Below are 19,603 nucleotides of genomic sequence, written 5' to 3' on the forward strand. Positions count from 1 at the left end.
ACTAACCATCGTAAAAATAACAACTTTTACATAAAATTCTAAAATATACCTTAAGAAAGAAGTTTGATTTTCCAGGATGTACATTACCATTTAACTATGGTTTTTATCACCTTTGTCCCAAGTGGATTCTCAACTTTTAAAAAATAAATTCCTTTATTTAATGAATTAAGATTTATAGTATGGTTTCTGTCTGCTATACTCCCCGAAAGAACTGGCCTGCCTGACACATCATAGAACGTGTACTTGGCAAAAGTGTTGGGATCCATCAGTATAGTCAAATAATCGCGTGCCGGATTGGGAAATACATTAATGACTTGCAGGGTTGAAGCATTATCGATTACTGCTGTTACCGGGGAGACTGACAGTGTAAAATTATCAAAGCTAAACCAAGAATCAGCATTACTTTGAGTAACTATATCGAAACCAATTAACAGGTTTTTACCTACAGTAGATTTGGGCAGCGTATAGGAATATATAAAGTTACCCCAGCCATTATTATCCAAACTAGTCGAACTAAAAGGTATTGTTAAGGTTTCCAGTAGGGTAAAATTCTCAGGATCGGAACCCTCATACACGGCAAATTTAGCGACAATATCAACTCCGGTTTGCTCTTGCGGAAAGCTTTCCCAGGCATAAAACGACAAAACCAAATCTCTCATATTTTCAGGCACAGTGCCTGCAATAGCCCATATTGATCCACCATCGTTATTATATGCAAAGGCCGTATAATTCCCATCATGGGCGGGCTTGCTTGTATTTTGGCGACCACAATCAGTCGCTCCCGGATCGGCCCACCAGCCCGGCACATTGCCATTAAATACCATTGCGCCTCCCACTCCATCGGCACGGAATTTCACATCATCCGTGGGCAGCTCAAAACTGCCATTTTGGATTTCGAGTTTTGCAGGAAGAATGCTATCAAGTTTAGTGATATGGATAAGATTGATTTTTGTATTTGAGGCTCCCGGTGCCGGGCTTATGGTTAGTCTGCCATCTCTTACTGTAACTGTATCGGTCGAAACTTTCATGGAGGTATTTGTATGGAAACCTTCCAGAACCAATTTCCCCTCAGCCGATATTTTATGGTAACTATCGGTATAGTCAGGATCGCCGCACCCGATACCCAATAGATAGACCCCGTTATCAACAGTAATTTCCCATGTATAGTTTACATCGTTTCTCTGCATGTGGTTAAATGTATTGAAACGCTGGTCTGGCGAAAAATTCCTTTCCCGCGTATTGACGGTATTGACAGGAGTCCAACCGTATGAATAGCCATTTCCCCTGTTTCCGAATGCAGCGCCAACATCGGGCAAATAACCCACGGGAGTAGCAGCACCGCTTGTCTGAAAATTAATTTGCAGGTCTCCGGCAAGCAAAGTATCGTTCCCGACTTTCGTATAATTCCAAAAGCATGAATCCATAAAAGTACTATTCTCAAAAAAGCCTTTTACCTCAATTTTATTCTCGCCTTCGGATAATTTAATGTCTGGCCAGGTATAAATATGATTGTCGCTTGTTAAAACATCAAAAGGATTACCGTTAACAAACAATGCCACAGAATCGCAATTGGAATATACTTTTACTTTAGTATACTTGCTGGTGTGCTCTGTAAAACGGCGGCTTGAGATATAAGCAAATGGCTCTTTGGTCCAATGCGCTTTATAGAAATAGAAGGCATCCTTTTTTACTTTTCTGTCGCGGGTAACCAATCCTTTGTCATTAATACCCAGAGCATCGCCTTCGGCACGGTAATCAGAAGCAAAGTCAAATGCGACCCACACTGCTGTTGACCAGATAAAAGGTCTTTCCAGCATTGCTTGATAATAAGCTTCGTGATAATTCGCCTGGTATTCTTCTGGGTGGAATGGCCCGCCCGGATTGGGCCGGATGGACACTTCCTGATGGTGATGGATGCTGGCCCCGGCTCCATATTCACTCATGCCAATTTTTGTGCTCGGATGGGCAGAACGCAACCAATCAGCCCACGAGGCGTAATCGTCAAAAGAACCATCGTACCAGCCCATATATTTGTTCCAACCACACACATCCACTATCCAGTGGGTTTCGGCTTCGTCTTTCTGAGCTGCCCCGGTGGTAAAACGCGTTGAATCAAGTTCGTGGGCCAGCGTATTTAGTTCGTCAATAAGTGATGCCGGGCTTGGCCCGTCATGAAAATTAACCTCGTTATATAAGCCCCAAAACATAACAGATGGGTGGTTGTAGTTCTGCTTGATCAATTCCCTGAGTTGGTTTTTTGAGTTTTCAGTAAATGCAGCGCTTGAATTTATTCTATTTACCAGGGGTACTTCGGTACTCAGTACCATACCTATGCTGTCGCAATATTCGTAGTTAAATTTGCCATGTTGCGAATGTACCAAACGTATGTAGGTGCATCCTAAATCCTGAAGAATGCCTAAATCTTCTTTGCGCTGTTCATTGCTGATCGCACGGCCAATGTCCGGACGGTCTTCGTGCAAGCATACCCCGTGAAGGTTGTAATTACTACCGTTTAATATAAAACCGGAATTAAGATCAACAGCAAAAGTACGGAAACCAAGTGGCTGTTCGACCTTGTCTGTAACATTGTCGTTTGTTCGCAGGGTTACCACAACACTGTATAAATATGGATTATGTACTCCATTCCACAGAGTTGGCGACTGAATATCTGTATCCATAGAAGTATTGATGACTGTATTTGGATCAACGGTTACATTCGTTTTCACGGTTTTAATGGTATTTCCCATCTTATCTTTGATGAAAGCCTCCACCTCAACATCTTTGCTTTCTTCGTAATGATTACCTACCAAGACCTTAATGTTCAGGTCTGCCTGAGCTTCGGAAATATTGTGCGGGGTGAGGTAAACACCGGGCGAAGCATAGTCAAGAGGGGAAATAAAAAGGGGATCGGTAACAATTAATTCCACATTGCGGGTTATTCCGCCAAAAAAAGAAAAGTCGCCGGAAAGCGGGGCTGCATCTATACCCGACGAATTATCAACCCTCACAGCAATAATATTGTCTTCACCAAATTCCAGGAATTCTGAAATATCAAATATAAAAGCGGCATAAGCACCAATATGTGTTCCCACGGTCTGCCCGTTGATATACACGTCTGTTTTCATATTGGCAGCGCCAAACCTCAGAAATACTTTTTTACCTTGCCAGGATGTTTCGGCAACAAAAGATTTCCTGTACCAACGTGCCCCCCTGAAAAGGTTGTTCCCTCCATCCTGCCCGTCCAGGCCATTCCAAGTGTGGGGCAGGTTAAGTGTCTCCCATCCGGAATCGTCAAAACCAGCCGAGATGGCGTTATGAAGAGAGGTATTCCCAAATTTCCAGGATACATTAAAGTCGATAACGTTGCGCTGTGCGTTTAATACATTAAGATTGGTTAGCATAAAAACACCCAATAGCAACTTGAATAACGGTTTGTTCATAGTTGAATACTTTCATTATTTTTTTTAGAGGACAAATCAGTAAAAACAGTCAGCTTATTATTTCAATTATTTACCAGTAAGGTACTGCTTTTTAAACCCGAATTATTGTAAACGACAACTGTATAAATACCGGGCGATAAATCCAAAGGTTGAATTTTGAAGGCGATACTTTTTTCCCCGGGTAATTTAACGGATTGAGTATATCGTATTTTACCGCTTATATCAGCAATTGCTATTGAAGCGTCGGCCCCCGTCAGCTTGCTAAGAACAGACAGTTCTTCCCCTGAATACGGATTGGGCCATAATAATAAATTATCAAAGGACTTCGCTTTATTAATAGAAGGTACAGAAGTAGCCGTTGATTTTGTATTTATCCTAACTTCAGTGATGCTGTTCCATCCACTTTGAGAATTGCCATAACAAGAAAGTTTAACATATCTGGCAATGGTATCATCAAAATCGAAATTTTCAAGTCTGGAAGTTGAACCACTTGAAACACCGTCAAAAACTTCAGTAAATGTTTCCCCATCTTCCGATAAGGAAATTTTAAAGGTATTTGTACGCTGATCACCCGAGTAAAAAGCAATATCCACTGATTCAACTGTTTCAATATCATGCAGGTCAAACTGTATCCATTGCTCTTCATATTGGGTGGGTGATCCCCATATTCTGCTACTTTCTGCCGACCAGCGGGTGCCAAAATTGTAATCAAGCGTATTTTCAGGCGGATTACCTTCCTGGTAAGCACTGGCCGTAACTTCCAATTTACTTACACGGGTAAACGAAAGCGAATCGCTCTCGGCAATTTTGCTGCCCGAAATGCTTTCGATATTATACAAACGCAAAATATGCGCCCCAAACGGTAATTCGGAGCAGTTTATCTGCACGCTTTTTTTGTCCTCTTCCAAAGTTACGCTTTGAATAGTTATACTTTCAATAAAATAATTTGCAGGGACGGTTGCCGTTGTTTCATCCAGTTCTTCTGTAAATGTAACCCGCAGGTTATTTTCATCCACTAAGGTTATGGATTCCGGAATAAGTGGCATTTCGCCCTTTGCCCATCTTGAGGCTTCACTAAGCGCCAGAAGAAATGCCCCGACACCAAAATTTGACGTTGATGTAGGGTATAATATCTGCCCCGGAATTGCTGCAGAACCAATGGGTTGTACATAGCCTACCCTTCCGTCGGGTTGTAATGCAATGTTAGTCAGGTACTCGTAGCCCTTTAATGCTACCGGGATGTAGCTTGCAGAATCTAAAATGCCATTGTTGATCCCCCAGAAGAATCCATAAGTAAAAAAGGCCGTACCACTGGTTTCGTAACCGGGGCATTGCGCTTCATCCAACAAACTTCTCGTCCAGTATCCCTCCTCAAACTGACAGGCTGCCAAAGCTTCTGCCATCGATTCATAAATACTGAGAAATTCATTGCGGTATTCACTGTCTTCCGGCAAATCCTGCAACACTTTTGCAAGCCCGGCAAAAACCCATCCATCACCACGGGCCCAAAAATCCTTACCTCCCGCCAGGGTGGTGTGCCCCGGATAAACATAGCTACCATCTCTGTAAAAGAGTCCTTCTTCTTCGTCCCACATCACACCTTTGGCAAACTTAAAGTACTCGTACAGTTTATCCAGGTATAATTCGTTGCCGGTTAATTTGTATAGTTTGGTCATCACTGGCATTACCATATACAAACCATCGGCCCACCACCAATAATCAGAGTTTGGCGTACTCATTTGGTATTCCATTACGCCTTTGGCGCGTTCCACCATTTGTTCTTCGTGCTTGATATTGTAGATGTCGATGTAGGTTTGGAAACAAATTTGCCAGTCGCCGAACAAAACGTACTGCGAACTTTCGCCGTAATTGTATTTCCAATTGGCGGTGTCGTTTGATGTGGCCCCCTGCCAGTTATTATGTTCTGCCCAAAGGATCGAATAATCAAGGTATTTCTCCTTACCTGTTATGAAATAAGCCTCCATATTCCCGGTATGATAAGCAGCGTTATCCCAAAAAGACCTCACCTGCGGTGTGTTTGCATTTTGCCAGTAATCATTTGCCTTCCTGATTTTAGAAATAATTTCAGCTTTTACAGGATTTTGCAATTCTTCGGCTTTAGCCGGCTTTAATAGTAGCAACGCCCCCAGAATAAAAAGCAGTTGAATATTTAAAATATATTTTACCATTTTACGAACAAGTTAAGTTATTGTACGATAAACCTCCCATGCAGGATTTGATTTATATTATTGATTATTTTCACAAAATAAAGTCCGCTTGTAAATTCATTCTTTAATTCAAAAGGAAAATTCTCTGCCTGTATGGATTGCAGTACCTTCCCATCTAAATTTATCACCTGAACTGTAAGACCATTTTTATATTTTTCCGGAGCATAACTTATGGTTATATTTTGCCCTTTCGATACCGGGTTTGGATATATTGAAACAAGTTTTTTTTGAGACACTGTTAATACTGAAGATATTTTCCCAAGGGCATGCAGTTCTTCCGAAGTTAATGCAATATCAAACAGGTAAAAATCATCAATAGTACCACAAAAATCGGCATTATCATTTGCTACACCCGAATCCCACCACTGAGTACGCCCTATATAATTGCGGTTATCTGAACCTAATAAAGCAATTTCATATGGTTCGTGCATTATACTTGTGGCGCTTGCAGTCTCTTCTCCGTTGAGGTATATTTTCGTTGTTTTAGATTTGGCATCAAAAGTGAAAGCCAAAAATGTTTCTTCACCGGGAGCAAGAGGTGTCGAAGAGTTGATTAATATAGTTGTAGCACCATTGTATTTCAATCCAGCTGAGAATGTATTTAATCGCCCAAACACACTGTTTGATGCGGCTGTCCCAAAATCATAAATACGGGGTTGATTGGTAAGCCTGACCGGGTTCACCTTCATTACGAAGCTGTAACTCCTTAAGTCGCTTAACAAACCGCCCGGGGCTATGGCATAACCATTGGCAGAAAACCCGGTGTTGGTGTTGGATGATAAATCCAGTACGCCATTAACCGATGCATTGCCGTAAACCGCAGCATCGTTTCCGTTTCCCGATTTATCGGTAACATATGTTATCCCGTCGTCGGTATATACATCCTTAGCTTCAAACGAGTAGTACAACAATTTGTTATTATCAATATCGCGGGGATAAACCGTTACATTGAACACGCGGGGATCAATGCCATCTTCATTTAAGGTGGCGGTAAGCGTAACTGTCGTTTCTGTAGCGGGCAAGGTTACCAATCCTGTATTGGAAATGATTCCTGTATTGGAAGAACTCCAGGTAAGGCTAGTGCCCAAATCGGGTAAAACAATGTCGCTATGCACATCTTTGGGCAGGGATAACAAGCCAAATTCCGTGGCTGTTGTTTTACCGGCTGTGGATTCTGCTGTAACCGCCGAAATACTTTTTATCTCATCCTGCGACAAAACACGGCTATAGACACGTAATTCTTCAGCGGCACCTTTGAACCCGCCAATTGTAATATCCGACAAAGTTAAATCGCCCACTTCGATATACTGGTCGAGCAAACCGTTAATGTAGGTTTTTAATACACCGTTTTCATAGCTCATCGCCATGTTGAAAAAGCGGTATTTTGTTGGCGACGGCCAGTTGCCTCCGGTTCCCCTGCCTTCTGTTTTCCAGACATCCGAATTGCCAAGTAAATTGCTGCTGTTAAAAATTACATCCCCGGTTTTCACATAAGGAAAGGTGTTGTCATTCTCACTTAATCCGTAAATAAAATTACCAAATTTCAGCAGTTCACCGTAATAACTGTTATTGTCTACAAAAAGAGAAATGGAAATGGTAAAACTGTTTTCTTCGGGCACAGCAATCGTGGCATTTTGGTTTCCTGAAATAAATAACATACTGTCGTAAACGTTGGCTTCCCCGGTAAAGCCATCAGTAGTATCAAAGGCCTCATATTTTACGAGTCCGTTATTCAAATCAACAGCGCTTTCCGGCAATTCAAAATTAGCACGAACTCCCGTAGCAAAGCCTTCCGGATGGGTTGCGCTTACTATCCAGTCGTAATAGTCGCCATACATCCAAACCAATTTATCGCCACCATTCGGAATGGAATATGGACGTACATTATTTTTTTCTGAAGCTCCTGTAAGCTGCACAGTGGAAGCCAGTGTCCCATCCTGAGCAATGCTGTATTTTTTTAATTCATAAACATCGCCGTTGCTTCCCGCAACAGGAACAGAGCAATATATCACATTGGGATCGGTGTCGTCGATTGCCATACCACCGCTGTAACAAAGTTCCAGTCCGGCTGTTTGGTGAAAATGCCCTCCCCCGTTTTCAAGGAATGTTTTACGCCACTCGCTTCCTGTCCATTTAGCGTAATAGTAATCGTGTGATGTTTTACTGCCATTGATGCGCACCATCGCAATTACAGGGTTTCCATTTTCGTCCATTGATACTTCCCACACCCAATTTCGATAAGAAGAGTTATCTACCACTGCATCAGGATTATTATTGTAATATGTAGAGGTAGCCGCGATATTGTGTACCTCGTTTGCGATGGATGATAATTGTTTCCCTTTTATATCGCGCAAAGTCATATCATTAACATCAATATAATTGAAATAAACATAGTTGGTTGCTTCATTGTCCGGATGACCAGTGGTGTAAGTCATGTAGATTTTGTCTTTTCCGTTGGAAACATACTTGGCATAAGGGCGCGCGGCTGTGGACTGTACAATTTGTTTTGGTCCCCAATCAAAACTACAATCGTCATTTTCGTCAGGCTTCGTCAAACGCCCGATAGTCGGATGCCAGTTAATACCTCTCCAACACAAATAAATATGATCTGGGTCGTCCGACAAAATAAAAGGCGAAGGATAAGTCGTATTATGCGAGGTTACCAAACGAACTTCTTTTCCCAAAGTGGTAATATCGCCCGGCTTTTGTGAAATCCGGTAATAAAAACACGCTTCATCGGTATGGCGCGAATAAAATATCATGATTCGCTCATCAGGAAGCACCAAAAAAGTTGGATTATTGTGGTCATCCGGCTGAAAATAAGAACGAACCAACACCTCATTTGTCACATTATTGATGTGGTCAATTTGTGTTGCCTTAATAGCCCCATGCACATCAATGTAGCCAATATAAGTGTTATTGATTGTACCACTTTCATTTTCGTAATGCAGTGCACGTGGGTCGGCAAACCAGCACCAGGCTCCTTCTTCTGTTACCTCATTTATTTCAATTGGCTGTTGGTTTTCTGCAAAAGTTCCAGTAACCGGAATGGTGAGTTGCTCGCTCCCCTGCACAATAACAATGTTCCCTGAAAAATCAGTATTGTTTATTGCCGAAACCATAAGAGTGCCGCCTTCTGCCGGAAGTTCTGCCGGGGAAACATTCACATCAGCCGGGGCAGTAATGGAGATCGGGTCGGAAGAGCCATTAGGGTAAACATAAATTTCCGTTTCATTTAAAAAATGATTAAACTCAATGGAAGATACGCTACTTCTCAGTGCCGGTGGTATTTCTGTTAACGATAGTTCTCCCAGGGCACAAAGGGTTCCGCTTCCCCCTTTTATGGTAAGATAAAATGAGCCTGTTTCTGTAGCAGCAAATTCCATTTCACCTTCTAAAAGTTGTTGTCTGGTGCCACATGCAAAGTCCTGCGTTACGATATTATTCTCTGCCAAACGGTCTGTACTGATTCCAACAGTTAAAACAGGCGAAGCGCCATTGTTCCACCATTCATAAATCCAGGAGAAATTATAGCGTTTATTCTGTTCCAGTTCTACCGGAAAACTAAAAACAGAACCTGAAGTTGTTGCGCCGGAACCATCCCAGCGAATCATCATAAGGCGTCCGGTGTAAGTTGAACCGTTTAAGGTATGGCCGGATGTGATATCCATGTACCTCACCCCGCTCCCTGAATTGGCATAATTAAACTCACCGGAAGAAACCGCCCATCCGTATTGATCCGGATAAGAAGTGCTTTGATTGGTATCCCCGTTACCATCCCAGCCTGCCAGGAGATTGGTCTGCGCCGTTACAAATAAAGCATTGCAGAACAATAATACGATTAGTAAGAATTTGGTCTTCATCTCATTATAATTTATAAATCTTCAAAGATGTCTCTTTTTAATGGCCAGATTACGACTATTTAATAATCAATTTCTCGGTATGCAGCGTATTATCCACAATACACTGAAGGTGGTACATCCCTGGTACAAGGCGGCTAATATCAATCTGTTCCTGATTATTTCTTTTCCCGTTACTGTGCATCAATACTAATCTTCCGTAATTATCATACACTTTTATATCCGATATTTCGCTGTTGGCGTCAACAGTCACAAACTTAGATGCCGGGTTAGGATATATCTTAAGCTCAGTGACAAAGTTATCGTTTATTCCAACGGTATTAGTCATGGCAACATCCTTGGTTACATCTGCCTCATTTACTGTTATGTTTCCATTATAGTCCTTAAAGCCATCTGCAGTCACTGTAAAACCATAATCGCCGTTGTTCACATACTCAATAGTTACCGTACCGTTAGCATCTGTAACAAATTCATTCGAATTGATACTAACTGTTGCGCCTTCTATTAATTCCTCTCCATCTTTAACCGTTAGCGTAACGGTATGTATAGAAGCATCGCAATCGGTTGCGCTTACTTCTGTTACCTGCATGTAGTCTATATTGGGTAATCCCTCTCCGGTAGCGCCTTCCAGGCGCACAGCAGCAATACCTGCGTTGGCATAAGCCATAACAGGTAGTTTTACCCATTGAGACAATGAAGGAGTTGCAGGGAATATAATACTATCGGCGACCAATTCATCATTAATGTATAAGTTGACAGCCCTGTCGTTATGCATCGCATAACGGAAGGTAAATGTTTTGGCCCCGTCAGCAGGGAAAACAACTTTCCATTCAATGCCTGAACCCTCGGCATTATCCGCATTGGCAAAACCTGAACCGGTATAGCCGTCGTGGTTGTTGTCAATTGTTCCGTCAATATTACAGAAGCCCTCAGAATTTTCCTGTATGATGGTTCCGCCGAGCGAATTACTATTGTAAAAGTCCTCGGTATATGCCATCGTAGATACCTGGTCGCGGTATGCAATACCGGCAGGGTATAATTCTCCTGTGGCGGAATTTGTCATCCTGAGATTCTCGTTACAACCATCCCAAACAAAATATCTTTCCACAAAATGCGCCGTATCAAGCATGTGGATAAATGACTCTATCACTTCTCCATTCCTTTCAATACTCGGCACCGGGTTACTATTATCATAAGTCCAGTTACAACCATTATTAAACTCTGTAATCCAAATTGGCATCCCGGTTCTATTATGAATGTCGCGAAGCGCATTATAATAATTCGTTGTTGAATTCCCCCTTCTGTAATAGTGCCATGCGATGAAGTCTACCCGGTAGTTTCGGGCTTTACACTGATCGAGGAAATCGTACAACCACCACAAACCGCCGTCGGTTGTGGCCGGAGTTCCCAGGCGTAAACCCGACTCCATCATCCGGGGCCAGTTGGCTATCGCATCTGCCACAGTGCTGTAACCATCGTCAACAGAGTTATCGGGCTCGTTGTAGCCTAAAGCATGGGTACTCTCAAACTGATTTAAAAAGTTGCTGTAAGCATTCCAACCCGGATTATGACGCATCGGAATGTATTCAACATCGAGGGTTGAACGTGCGGCATTATTGTAATCATAATGTGATGTTGCCCCAAACCTGTCTGCACCGGCAGCGCTTCCTCTCCATGCCTTTTTAGTTGTCCATCGCCATTTTCTTACTATGATGAACGAAACGCTGTTTGAAAGGCCTGACGGCATTGTTTTTACAGTAATGTCGTTTTTGTCGGCAATATATACACGGCTGGTCCCTGTCCCATTTTGATTACTTGCAAAAGTTGCCATGTACCCTTTTTTTAGTTTAAACGATTCAATATCATCGTTCATATCCCCTAACTGGCTGGTTTTGTAGTAGTTATTAATACCAAGGCTCCTGGATTCGCCGCCAAGGTTTTTCCCGGAATATACGGTTAGGGGTTGGTAAGTACTTGAATGAGGAATGACCATCGCACCATTCAGGTATTGAGTTACCCTGATATTAACGCTTTCAACAGCATCCTCGCCATTGACTTTAATGCTGGATAATTGATTACTAACCACCTGCGAAGGCTTTATATTCGGAAAGTAAATCCACGTGTCGATGGATTTCAGGTCGAGAAGACTGCCATTCAGAGGATCATCGGAACCGGTAATGGTAAGCTGGCCAACTCCACTTAGCTCATAAAATACATTTTCCAAAGTCTCAAGTGTAACCGTATTATTTTCAAGCTCGGTGAGTAAAACAGCATCGAAATTAATGGTGTAGGTTTGCGTTTGACCATTACCTGCTGTTACGGTTATGCTTGTTGTTCCAGGTATTTCTTCAGCATCGCTAATTTCCGGTTCTTCTGCATACGAACTGTTCTTAATAGCCGTTACGGCAGGAGTTGTCGGCATGTCAGGCGAAGTCGTATGAATGTTGTAAAGGTATTCATACACCGATGGAGAGAAATTTTTGATGCTTTTCCCGTTGACTTTCAAATCCGACAATGAAGCATCAATGTTCGCTGCAATATCCTTTTCTAAAGAGGCAATAGTTTCCTCAAGGCCAGCAATCAGGGTAATTGCATTCTCATCGGTAAGAACAGTATTTACAAGAGCATTTGCTTCCGTTAAATCATACCCTGTTGGTATGTTAGTAGAGTCCTTTAAGGCTATAAGATTATTTTTAAGCGAATTGACTACCTTCTCAGTGGTTCCATAATAATAAAGCTCAAAATTATCAGCACTTGACCATCCGCAGTCGTTGTCAAAATATATACCCAGAGTCACTGCAATCTCACCTTCTTCAAGGACCAGAAGCGGGGTTTCGTACTGATTAAAACCATAATTGAGTTCTCCGCCGATGTCCCCAATACGATCAATTTGCGTACTTACCCGGTGTGCCTCCGGCGAACCAAAAGTTTTGCCCGCTTCTGCGCCAAGAAACATATGAGCATTGGTTTCTACCCTTCCCCTCGCAATGGCTTTTACGCGGTAAACACCTGCCGGCAAACCGCTTACGGTTTGATAACCGACAGTTGTTGCAAAACCAACTCCATCCAACACGTGGTTTGGAACAGGAGCACCATCGAAGGAGGCATTTGGTCCGTTGAATATTCCCAGTGTTGTGATCCATCCATCGGTAGAGCCGCCGTTCAATTCGAAATCAGGATTAAAAATTTTATAACTAAGATCTATCGGGTTATCGACAGTTGCACCGGCAACGTTATAGGCCAAAATGGCTGCATGAACATTTACGATAGCCATCTTCATCGCATTTTCGGCACTAAGAATTTCTTCATCGCTTGCACGGCTATTATCCAAAACTATTTGAGCAGAGGCATGCTCTGTTTCTAAATCGGTATAGGCGGTGGAGCCCTCAGGAACATTTTCCTGACTGGCCAGCATCATTGCAGCAGAATCTACCAGTGCCTCCAAATTTGTTTTGTCGTTACTGTATTTTAACAGTTTAACGTAGTCGATAAATAACCGGGAATTTGACGACGAAGTTGAACCATAAGCCTGCATTCCAACCTGTATGTCTCCGGTTGTTTGTTCGGTAGCAGTAAACGTAACTTCGCCTATTGTCCATTCTCCTGTTGAGGCGGTTGTCATATCCGATAATACAGCCGCTCCTTCGCTGGGAACCCAGCCAATTAGGTTATTGTTGATGTTATCAGCTCCCTGGAAATTTACGGCAAATTCGATGGAGTATTTACCCGCTTCCAAAGTTACGGCCTGGGTATAGACTATACTCCCGCCCCAACCGACAGAAATCCCCATGGCTCCCTGGCCTGAACCTGTAGCTCCGTCTGAGCCGGCAGCAGGAGCAGAAACGCCGTTAAAGTCACCAGCCCAACCGTATTCAAAGGTTCCGGCAACACTCCAGGCAGGGGCACTGTCGTATGTCCATCCGGTTACGTTACCCAGCGTTCCCGGATTGGTTGTACCCACCGTTTGCGTACCACCGGTCTTGTAGTTGCAATTCTGGTTAAAACCAGGATTTGTAAGATAATCTTCAGTGATTTCAACACTGCCAGTACTTTGATAAATGCTAACTGCCTGGCTGAGCGCCTCTATCGTTGAGGATATATTACTGCTTTGGTCATCAGCGCTATCGTACACCACCCGCGCTGCAGCAATTGCCTCCTCTAAATCACTTCTTCCCGGATAATAAGTTGTTTCGGCGTATAATGTGGCGTTATTGAGCGCTTCTTTTAGCGGAGCATATACTTGCATAACAGCTGCAGCATTTTCATTGGCTGCTTTCAACATATCAATAGCTAAAACCAGTTCGCTTTCAGTTGTATTTTCAAGATCTATGGCATCCGCATTGGCTATGGCTGTGTTTAATTCATCCGTATTGTAAACCCCCGGACCATCAATTGAAACATTTGTTTGAGCCAAGGCTTTTTGTTCTTTAAGTTCTATTAGAAGAACATCCAAATCGTCATAATAAATAAGCTTAACATCGTCGATAAACATCCTTGCCATTGCTGTAGATGTGGCACCCCCGTTAGCTTGCATTCCTATCCGGATTTTCCCCACAGTTTCTTCAGAAAGCGTAAATTCCACAGTGCCAATTACCCAATCGTCTGTATCAACAGTCCGTATTGGAGAAAGAACGGCAGTTCCACTATTCGGCACCCAGCCCGTTAAATTATTTTGAATGCTGTTTCCGCCTCGTAAGCACATTGCAAACTCTATAGCGTAAATACCTGCGGGCAAAGTTACGTTCTGGGTATAATATAAGCTATTTCCCCAGCCTACGGAAAGCCCTAAAGCGCCCTCTCCCGGCCCGGTAGCTTCGTCGTAGCCCGAAGTTGGCACAGCAGCATCATTAAACCGGCCTGTCCACCCGTATTCATAAGTACCCGTAACACTCCAGTCGATAACCGGCCCGGAGGTCCATCCGGTTACACTCCTCATCGTTCCGGGATTCGTTGATGTCACAGATCCTGTATAACCTATGGGATAGTTAAAGTTCGAGTTAAACCCTGCATTGGTGAGAAATGTGTCCGTAATATCCTGTTGAGCAAAGACAGGCATCAACGAGATGAGTCCTATAAGCGTAAAAAATAAACGTTCTTTCATTCCCTGTATTAGTTTTATAAAGTTTAAAAAGGTGTCGAAAAATAGCCAAAAAGAAATATATGGTCAGCCACATTTTAATCAACGAAGCATTACTAATTCTCTTTGTTTTATTTGATGTAAATTTAGTAGCAATGGTTTTTATTTTTAATTATTACAATGATAGTTCAGCGCTTAAATGCATTACTATTTTCTGTATACTAAGAAATTTCTTTAGTTATCTTTCTCGGCGACAACATACAAGAATTTAGTGAGCAATTGAATTCTCTCCAAATAAATAGACAAAACCAATCATAAAAATATGGATTTCCCTATATAATTTCAAAACATACTCTATCTGGAAACTAAATCCTAATTCTAACTTCTGGGGGGACTGGCAAAAACAATTTTTTAATATTATGCGTTTCTTGGAGGCTTGATAGAACGCACTATTTCTGTTTCTTTCTGACTGTCATCTATTGTTTAATTACAAAACACCATCTGTTTAATTTCCAACAAAATAAACAAGCTAAAATTTGGTTTGTATTACAAACTTGTTTAATTTTATAAACAAAAAAATAACCAATATGAATTCAACTGCATCCCATCCTGAAATGAGTGACAGCGAATTGCTCAAAACGCTCAAGACAGCGGTAGCCACCTCAAAACGATCGCTATTTGATGACGGAATCCTTTTAATGCTATGGGGCGGTATGTTTACTATAGGTTTCCTTCTGAACTATTACAAATCGACTTATTTAGTAGTATGGTGGGAACGTAACATTATTGACACGATTCATATACTTGGTGGAATTGTTGTAATTGGTATTACCATCTATTTTATCTTCTTTCGCAAGAAAACAATTCGAACTTATACTGCTATTTCCACGCGTTTTGTATGGATCGGAATTATACTCGCCCACAATCTGAATGTAATAATAACAAAAGGATTTTTACACGATGTTAATTTTGCTTTGTTGCATCCTCTGCAAATGGTTTTAATCGGTTTTGCACTATTTGTGACCGGTGGAATTTACAGGTATTATCTGTTATCGGCCTTTGGTGTCATTTACTGGGTCGCCGCCTGGATTGGTTCAGGGCTGGAATTGTCAGATCAGTACCTTCTCCGTGCCATCGCCGATTTTATCTGTTTTGTCATTCCGGGTATTTTAATGTACATGCAAAATAAAAAGCCTGCAGATGTTTAAAGATCTTGATCCGATTCTTCATTCGCAGGTCAGGCTTTCGATCATGACCATTCTGCTGCCTTTAAAATCGGCGGAGTTTTCCTACTTGCTGGAGAATATCGAAACCACAAAAGGGAATCTCAGCTTTCAGATTTCAAAGCTGAAAGATGCGGGTTACATTGAGGTAAAAAAATCGTTTAGAAAAAATTATCCGCTCACTACTTTAAAAATTACAACTAAAGGTATCGACGCATACGAACGATATATTGAATCGATCTCAGAATATTTCAAAATATCAGGGAAGTTGTAGGCTATTTATAGCCGTTTTCTTGTTAGTAATCACCCACATAGTGTTGATAAGTTTAAAAAATATTTAGCTGCACTACGTGAATGAATTATAGTTTTGTAGCAGCAAAAAACAAAAGATCAACAAATGAGGGGGGCATTGTATGCATTGGTGAATGTATATGTTCTTTTATACGCACCACTGATATTTTTAAACTCAAACACTCCTTCTAACTCATCCGGTAAAAATAACACGCCTGTAGCGATTGAAGATCATTACACATTAATGGTTAACTGCAACAACGACTTTCTAAGTGGAAATCTTTTTGACAACGATTTGATTGATTCCGCAGTTGTTGCACAGCTTGCTTATTTTGTGGCTTCCGATACAGGAAGATTTACCTGCGATCCGAAAGGAAATTTCGTTTACTCCGCTGAAGAAGGATTCTCCGGCACAATAAAAATTAGCTACTGCATCTGCAATGCTTACAAGCGAAACCTGCACACGGAAGCCAACGTTTTTATAACTGTAGAACCCGACAGCGACTGCGACAATGTAATCGATTCAGAAGATATCGATAATGATAATGACGGAATTCTGGATATTCACGAAGGAACTAATTCAGAAATGGATTCTGATAACGACGGCATTGCGGATTGTTTTGACATTGACTCGGATAACGACGGAATTACAGATCTTATTGAATGGCAGATTGAAGGACAATATATACAGCCCGGTTTAAACGACGAAAATCATGACGGTTGGGATGATGCTTTTGATGCTATTTATGGTGGCAATTATTATGAGCCGGTTGATACCGACCTGGATGGGTTACCCGATTTTATTGATGAAGATTCAGATAATGACGGGCTTAGCGACCATATAGAAGCAAGCGATTTAAATAATGACTTGGTTGCCGATATCTGTTTATTGCACCATGACGAAGATATGGATGGACTGGATGATGCATTCGACACGATAAATTGTTGTTCGGATCAAGTCTGCACAGTATTGAGTAATGTTGCTCTGCCCGACAACAACAAAGACAATGTGCGTAACTGGCGCGATGAGAATAACAAAACAGAACAACTGGAACCAAAAGCAGCCAGAATTCTTAACAACCTTCTGGTTTATCCGAATCCCGTAAAAAATACCTGCACTGTTTCTTTTCTTGAAACAATACATACTTCGGCAGCTCACTGGCAGTGCCACCTCTTCGATCAATCGGGCAATTTAGTGTTGCAGTTTAAAATCCAAAAGTTACCATTCAACATCAACTTTTCCGACCTGCCTGCAGGAACTTATCAATTGCAGATCTTCGACAAATACAACAGTTCGCACGCAGCGATAATAAAAATCCGATAGAATTTTCCTTGCAAATCACACTAAAAATTCAATTTTATTCGTCCAAATCATTAGCTTTGTGGAAACGTCAAACTTATTGTAATGAATACAAATAGAAACCTGCTAATCCTCCTCCTTTTCATATTATCAATAACTGTTCAGGCTGAAGTAAAGATGCCTAAGATTTTTAGTTCAAACATGGTCCTTCAACAAGGAATGGAAATTCCGGTTTGGGGCTGGGCTGATGCCGGCGAAGAAATCTCAGTAATGCTGACGAAAACTGTCGTTCACTTGAATGAGAACACAAATGAGGGGGAAAAACTAACCATAATGACAGCCTCGGCAAAAGCGATTGCCGATGAAGGTGGAAAATGGATGGTAAAACTGCCGGCACAAAAATATGGCGGGCCATTTACGCTTAGAGTAAAAGGCAAGAATACGTTATCATACGATAACGTAATGATTGGCGAAGTGTGGGTGTGTTCAGGGCAATCGAATATGGAATGGCCGCTGATAAATGCCAAAAATGGTGAAAATGAAGTGGCTGCTGCTAACTATCCAAATATGCGATTATTTACGGTTTCGAAACGAGTATCTCAATTTCCGCAAGACGATCTTGAAGAAGGTGAATGGGTGGAATGTTCACCGGAAACGGCACCTGTATTTTCAGCTGTTGGTTATTTTTTCGGTCGCTCTTTGCTCGAAGAGTTGGATGTACCAATCGGTTTGATTCATACATCATGGGGAGGAACAGTAGCCGAAACCTGGACCAGCGCCGAAACCATTGAAGATGATCCGGATTTCAGCGATCCGATGATCGAACTTCAGCAAATGGATGTGGAAACCTACAAAAAGGAGAAGGAAGCCCAGGTAAGAAAAATGCTGGGTGGCGAAATTCCGACAGAAGACAAAGGCATGCAGGATGGAAAAGCCGTTTGGTCAGATCCGGATATGAACGACAAAGACTGGAGCAGCATAAAAACTCCGGGATTGTGGGAAGAACAAGGCTACTTCGATATTGACGGGATTGCCTGGTACCGCAAAGAACTGGATCTTACAGATGACCAGACACAAACCAATGTAAATCTTCATCTGGGTAAAATCGACGACGCTGACATCACTTTTGTAAACGGCATTGAGGTAGGAAAAACCAATGCTTATGATGAAGAACGGGTATACACCATCGATAAAAAGTATTTAAAACCGGGCAAAAACATGATCGTTGTTCGGGTCAACGATACTGGCGGCGGTGGCGGAATTTGGGGAGCTCCGGAAGATCAATACGTCGCCATTGGAAATGAAAGAATTGATATTTCTGGCGATTGGAAATTCAAAGTCTCCAAAGCAGTGGTACAAGCTATCGATTTGGGACCGAATTCATACCCTACCCTACTATTTAATGGAATGATCAATCCTATTGTTCCTTATGGAATTAAGGGAGCCATCTGGTACCAGGGCGAGTCGAACGCCGGTAGAGCCAAACAGTACCAGCGTATTTTCCCGAACATGATCAGGGATTGGCGCGCGCACTGGAAACAGGGCGATTTTCCGTTTTTGTTTGTACAACTGGCCAATTACATGAAGCCAACGCAAAAACCTGCAGAAAGTGCCTGGGCAGAGCTCCGCGAAGCACAAACCATGACACTCGACTTGCCCAATACGGGAATGGCATCTGCTATTGACATTGGCGAAGCCAACGATATTCATCCGCGAAACAAACAGGATGTGGGGAAACGGCTGGCATTAAATGCTTTAAAAGTGGCATACGATAAAGACATTGTGTACACCGGCCCCACTTATAAGTCGGTGGAATTTAAAGACGGAAAGGCTTTTATTACGTTCTCTAACACCGGTGACGGACTGGCAGTAAAAGACAAGTATGGTTATGTGAAAGCATTTGCCATTGCCGGAGAAGACCGTGAGTTTCATTGGGCTAAAGCCGAAATAATCAATCCGACAACAGTGGTAGTTCAGTCATATGCCGTAAAAGATCCCGTGGCAGTGCGCTTTGGCTGGGCAGATAATCCCGATGATCTGAACTTGTATAACTTGGAGGAGCTTCCTGCCAATCCGTTCCGGACCGATGACTGGCCGGGAATTACGAAATAAGTATTGTGGATAAATTTGTTTCAAAAGCACAATTTATTTATCAATAAGAAGTTGATAATAAAACCAGTTGAT

General features: G+C 42.1%; 8 protein-coding genes. 4 read left to right on the top strand and 4 right to left on the bottom strand.

The features are described from left to right. Nucleotides 1-83 precede the first annotated feature (83 nt). The 4 genes from WFY05_RS08815 to WFY05_RS08830 form a co-directional block, all read right to left on the bottom strand. Nucleotides 84-3,440 (bottom strand): glycoside hydrolase family 2 TIM barrel-domain containing protein, encoded by a 3,357-nt coding sequence (locus WFY05_RS08815; RefSeq protein ID WP_340112440.1) that lies wholly within the window; start codon nucleotides 3,438-3,440, stop codon nucleotides 84-86. Between the two features lie 62 nt (nucleotides 3,441-3,502). Then, nucleotides 3,503-5,629, bottom strand: a complete 2,127-nt coding sequence (locus WFY05_RS08820) for a glycoside hydrolase family 88 protein (RefSeq protein WP_340112441.1) — start codon at nucleotides 5,627-5,629, stop codon at nucleotides 3,503-3,505. 17 nt (nucleotides 5,630-5,646) lie between these two features. Beyond that, nucleotides 5,647-9,531 (bottom strand): BNR-4 repeat-containing protein, encoded by a 3,885-nt coding sequence (locus WFY05_RS08825; protein WP_340112442.1) that lies wholly within the window; start codon nucleotides 9,529-9,531, stop codon nucleotides 5,647-5,649. A gap of 55 nt (nucleotides 9,532-9,586) precedes the next feature. Further along, the gene (locus WFY05_RS08830) at nucleotides 9,587-14,629 is read right to left on the bottom strand and encodes a glycosyl hydrolase (protein ID WP_340112443.1); all 5,043 of its coding nucleotides are present in this window, start codon (nucleotides 14,627-14,629) and stop codon (nucleotides 9,587-9,589) included. A 563-nt stretch (nucleotides 14,630-15,192) separates the two neighbouring features. Here WFY05_RS08830 and WFY05_RS08835 point away from each other — a divergent pair. The 4 genes from WFY05_RS08835 to WFY05_RS08850 all read left to right on the top strand — a co-directional run bounded on the left by WFY05_RS08835 (nucleotide 15,193) and on the right by WFY05_RS08850 (nucleotide 19,531). After that, nucleotides 15,193-15,813 (top strand): hypothetical protein, encoded by a 621-nt coding sequence (locus WFY05_RS08835; RefSeq protein ID WP_340112444.1) that lies wholly within the window; start codon nucleotides 15,193-15,195, stop codon nucleotides 15,811-15,813. After that, nucleotides 15,806-16,102 (top strand): transcriptional regulator, encoded by a 297-nt coding sequence (locus WFY05_RS08840; RefSeq protein ID WP_340112445.1) that lies wholly within the window; start codon nucleotides 15,806-15,808, stop codon nucleotides 16,100-16,102. Before WFY05_RS08835 ends, WFY05_RS08840 begins: the two co-directional genes overlap by 8 nt. A gap of 123 nt (nucleotides 16,103-16,225) precedes the next feature. Next, on the top strand, nucleotides 16,226-17,443 hold the full coding sequence (locus WFY05_RS08845; RefSeq protein ID WP_340112446.1) for a T9SS type A sorting domain-containing protein: 1,218 nt from the start codon (nucleotides 16,226-16,228) through the stop codon (nucleotides 17,441-17,443). Nucleotides 17,444-17,524: 81 nt separating this feature from the next. Further along, nucleotides 17,525-19,531, top strand: a complete 2,007-nt coding sequence (locus tag WFY05_RS08850; RefSeq protein ID WP_340112447.1) for a sialate O-acetylesterase — start codon at nucleotides 17,525-17,527, stop codon at nucleotides 19,529-19,531. Nucleotides 19,532-19,603: the final 72 nt, after the last annotated feature.

The organism is Maribellus mangrovi (genome assembly GCF_037646455.1).
GTDB classification, from domain to species: Bacteria; Bacteroidota; Bacteroidia; order Bacteroidales; family Prolixibacteraceae; genus Draconibacterium; species Draconibacterium mangrovi_A.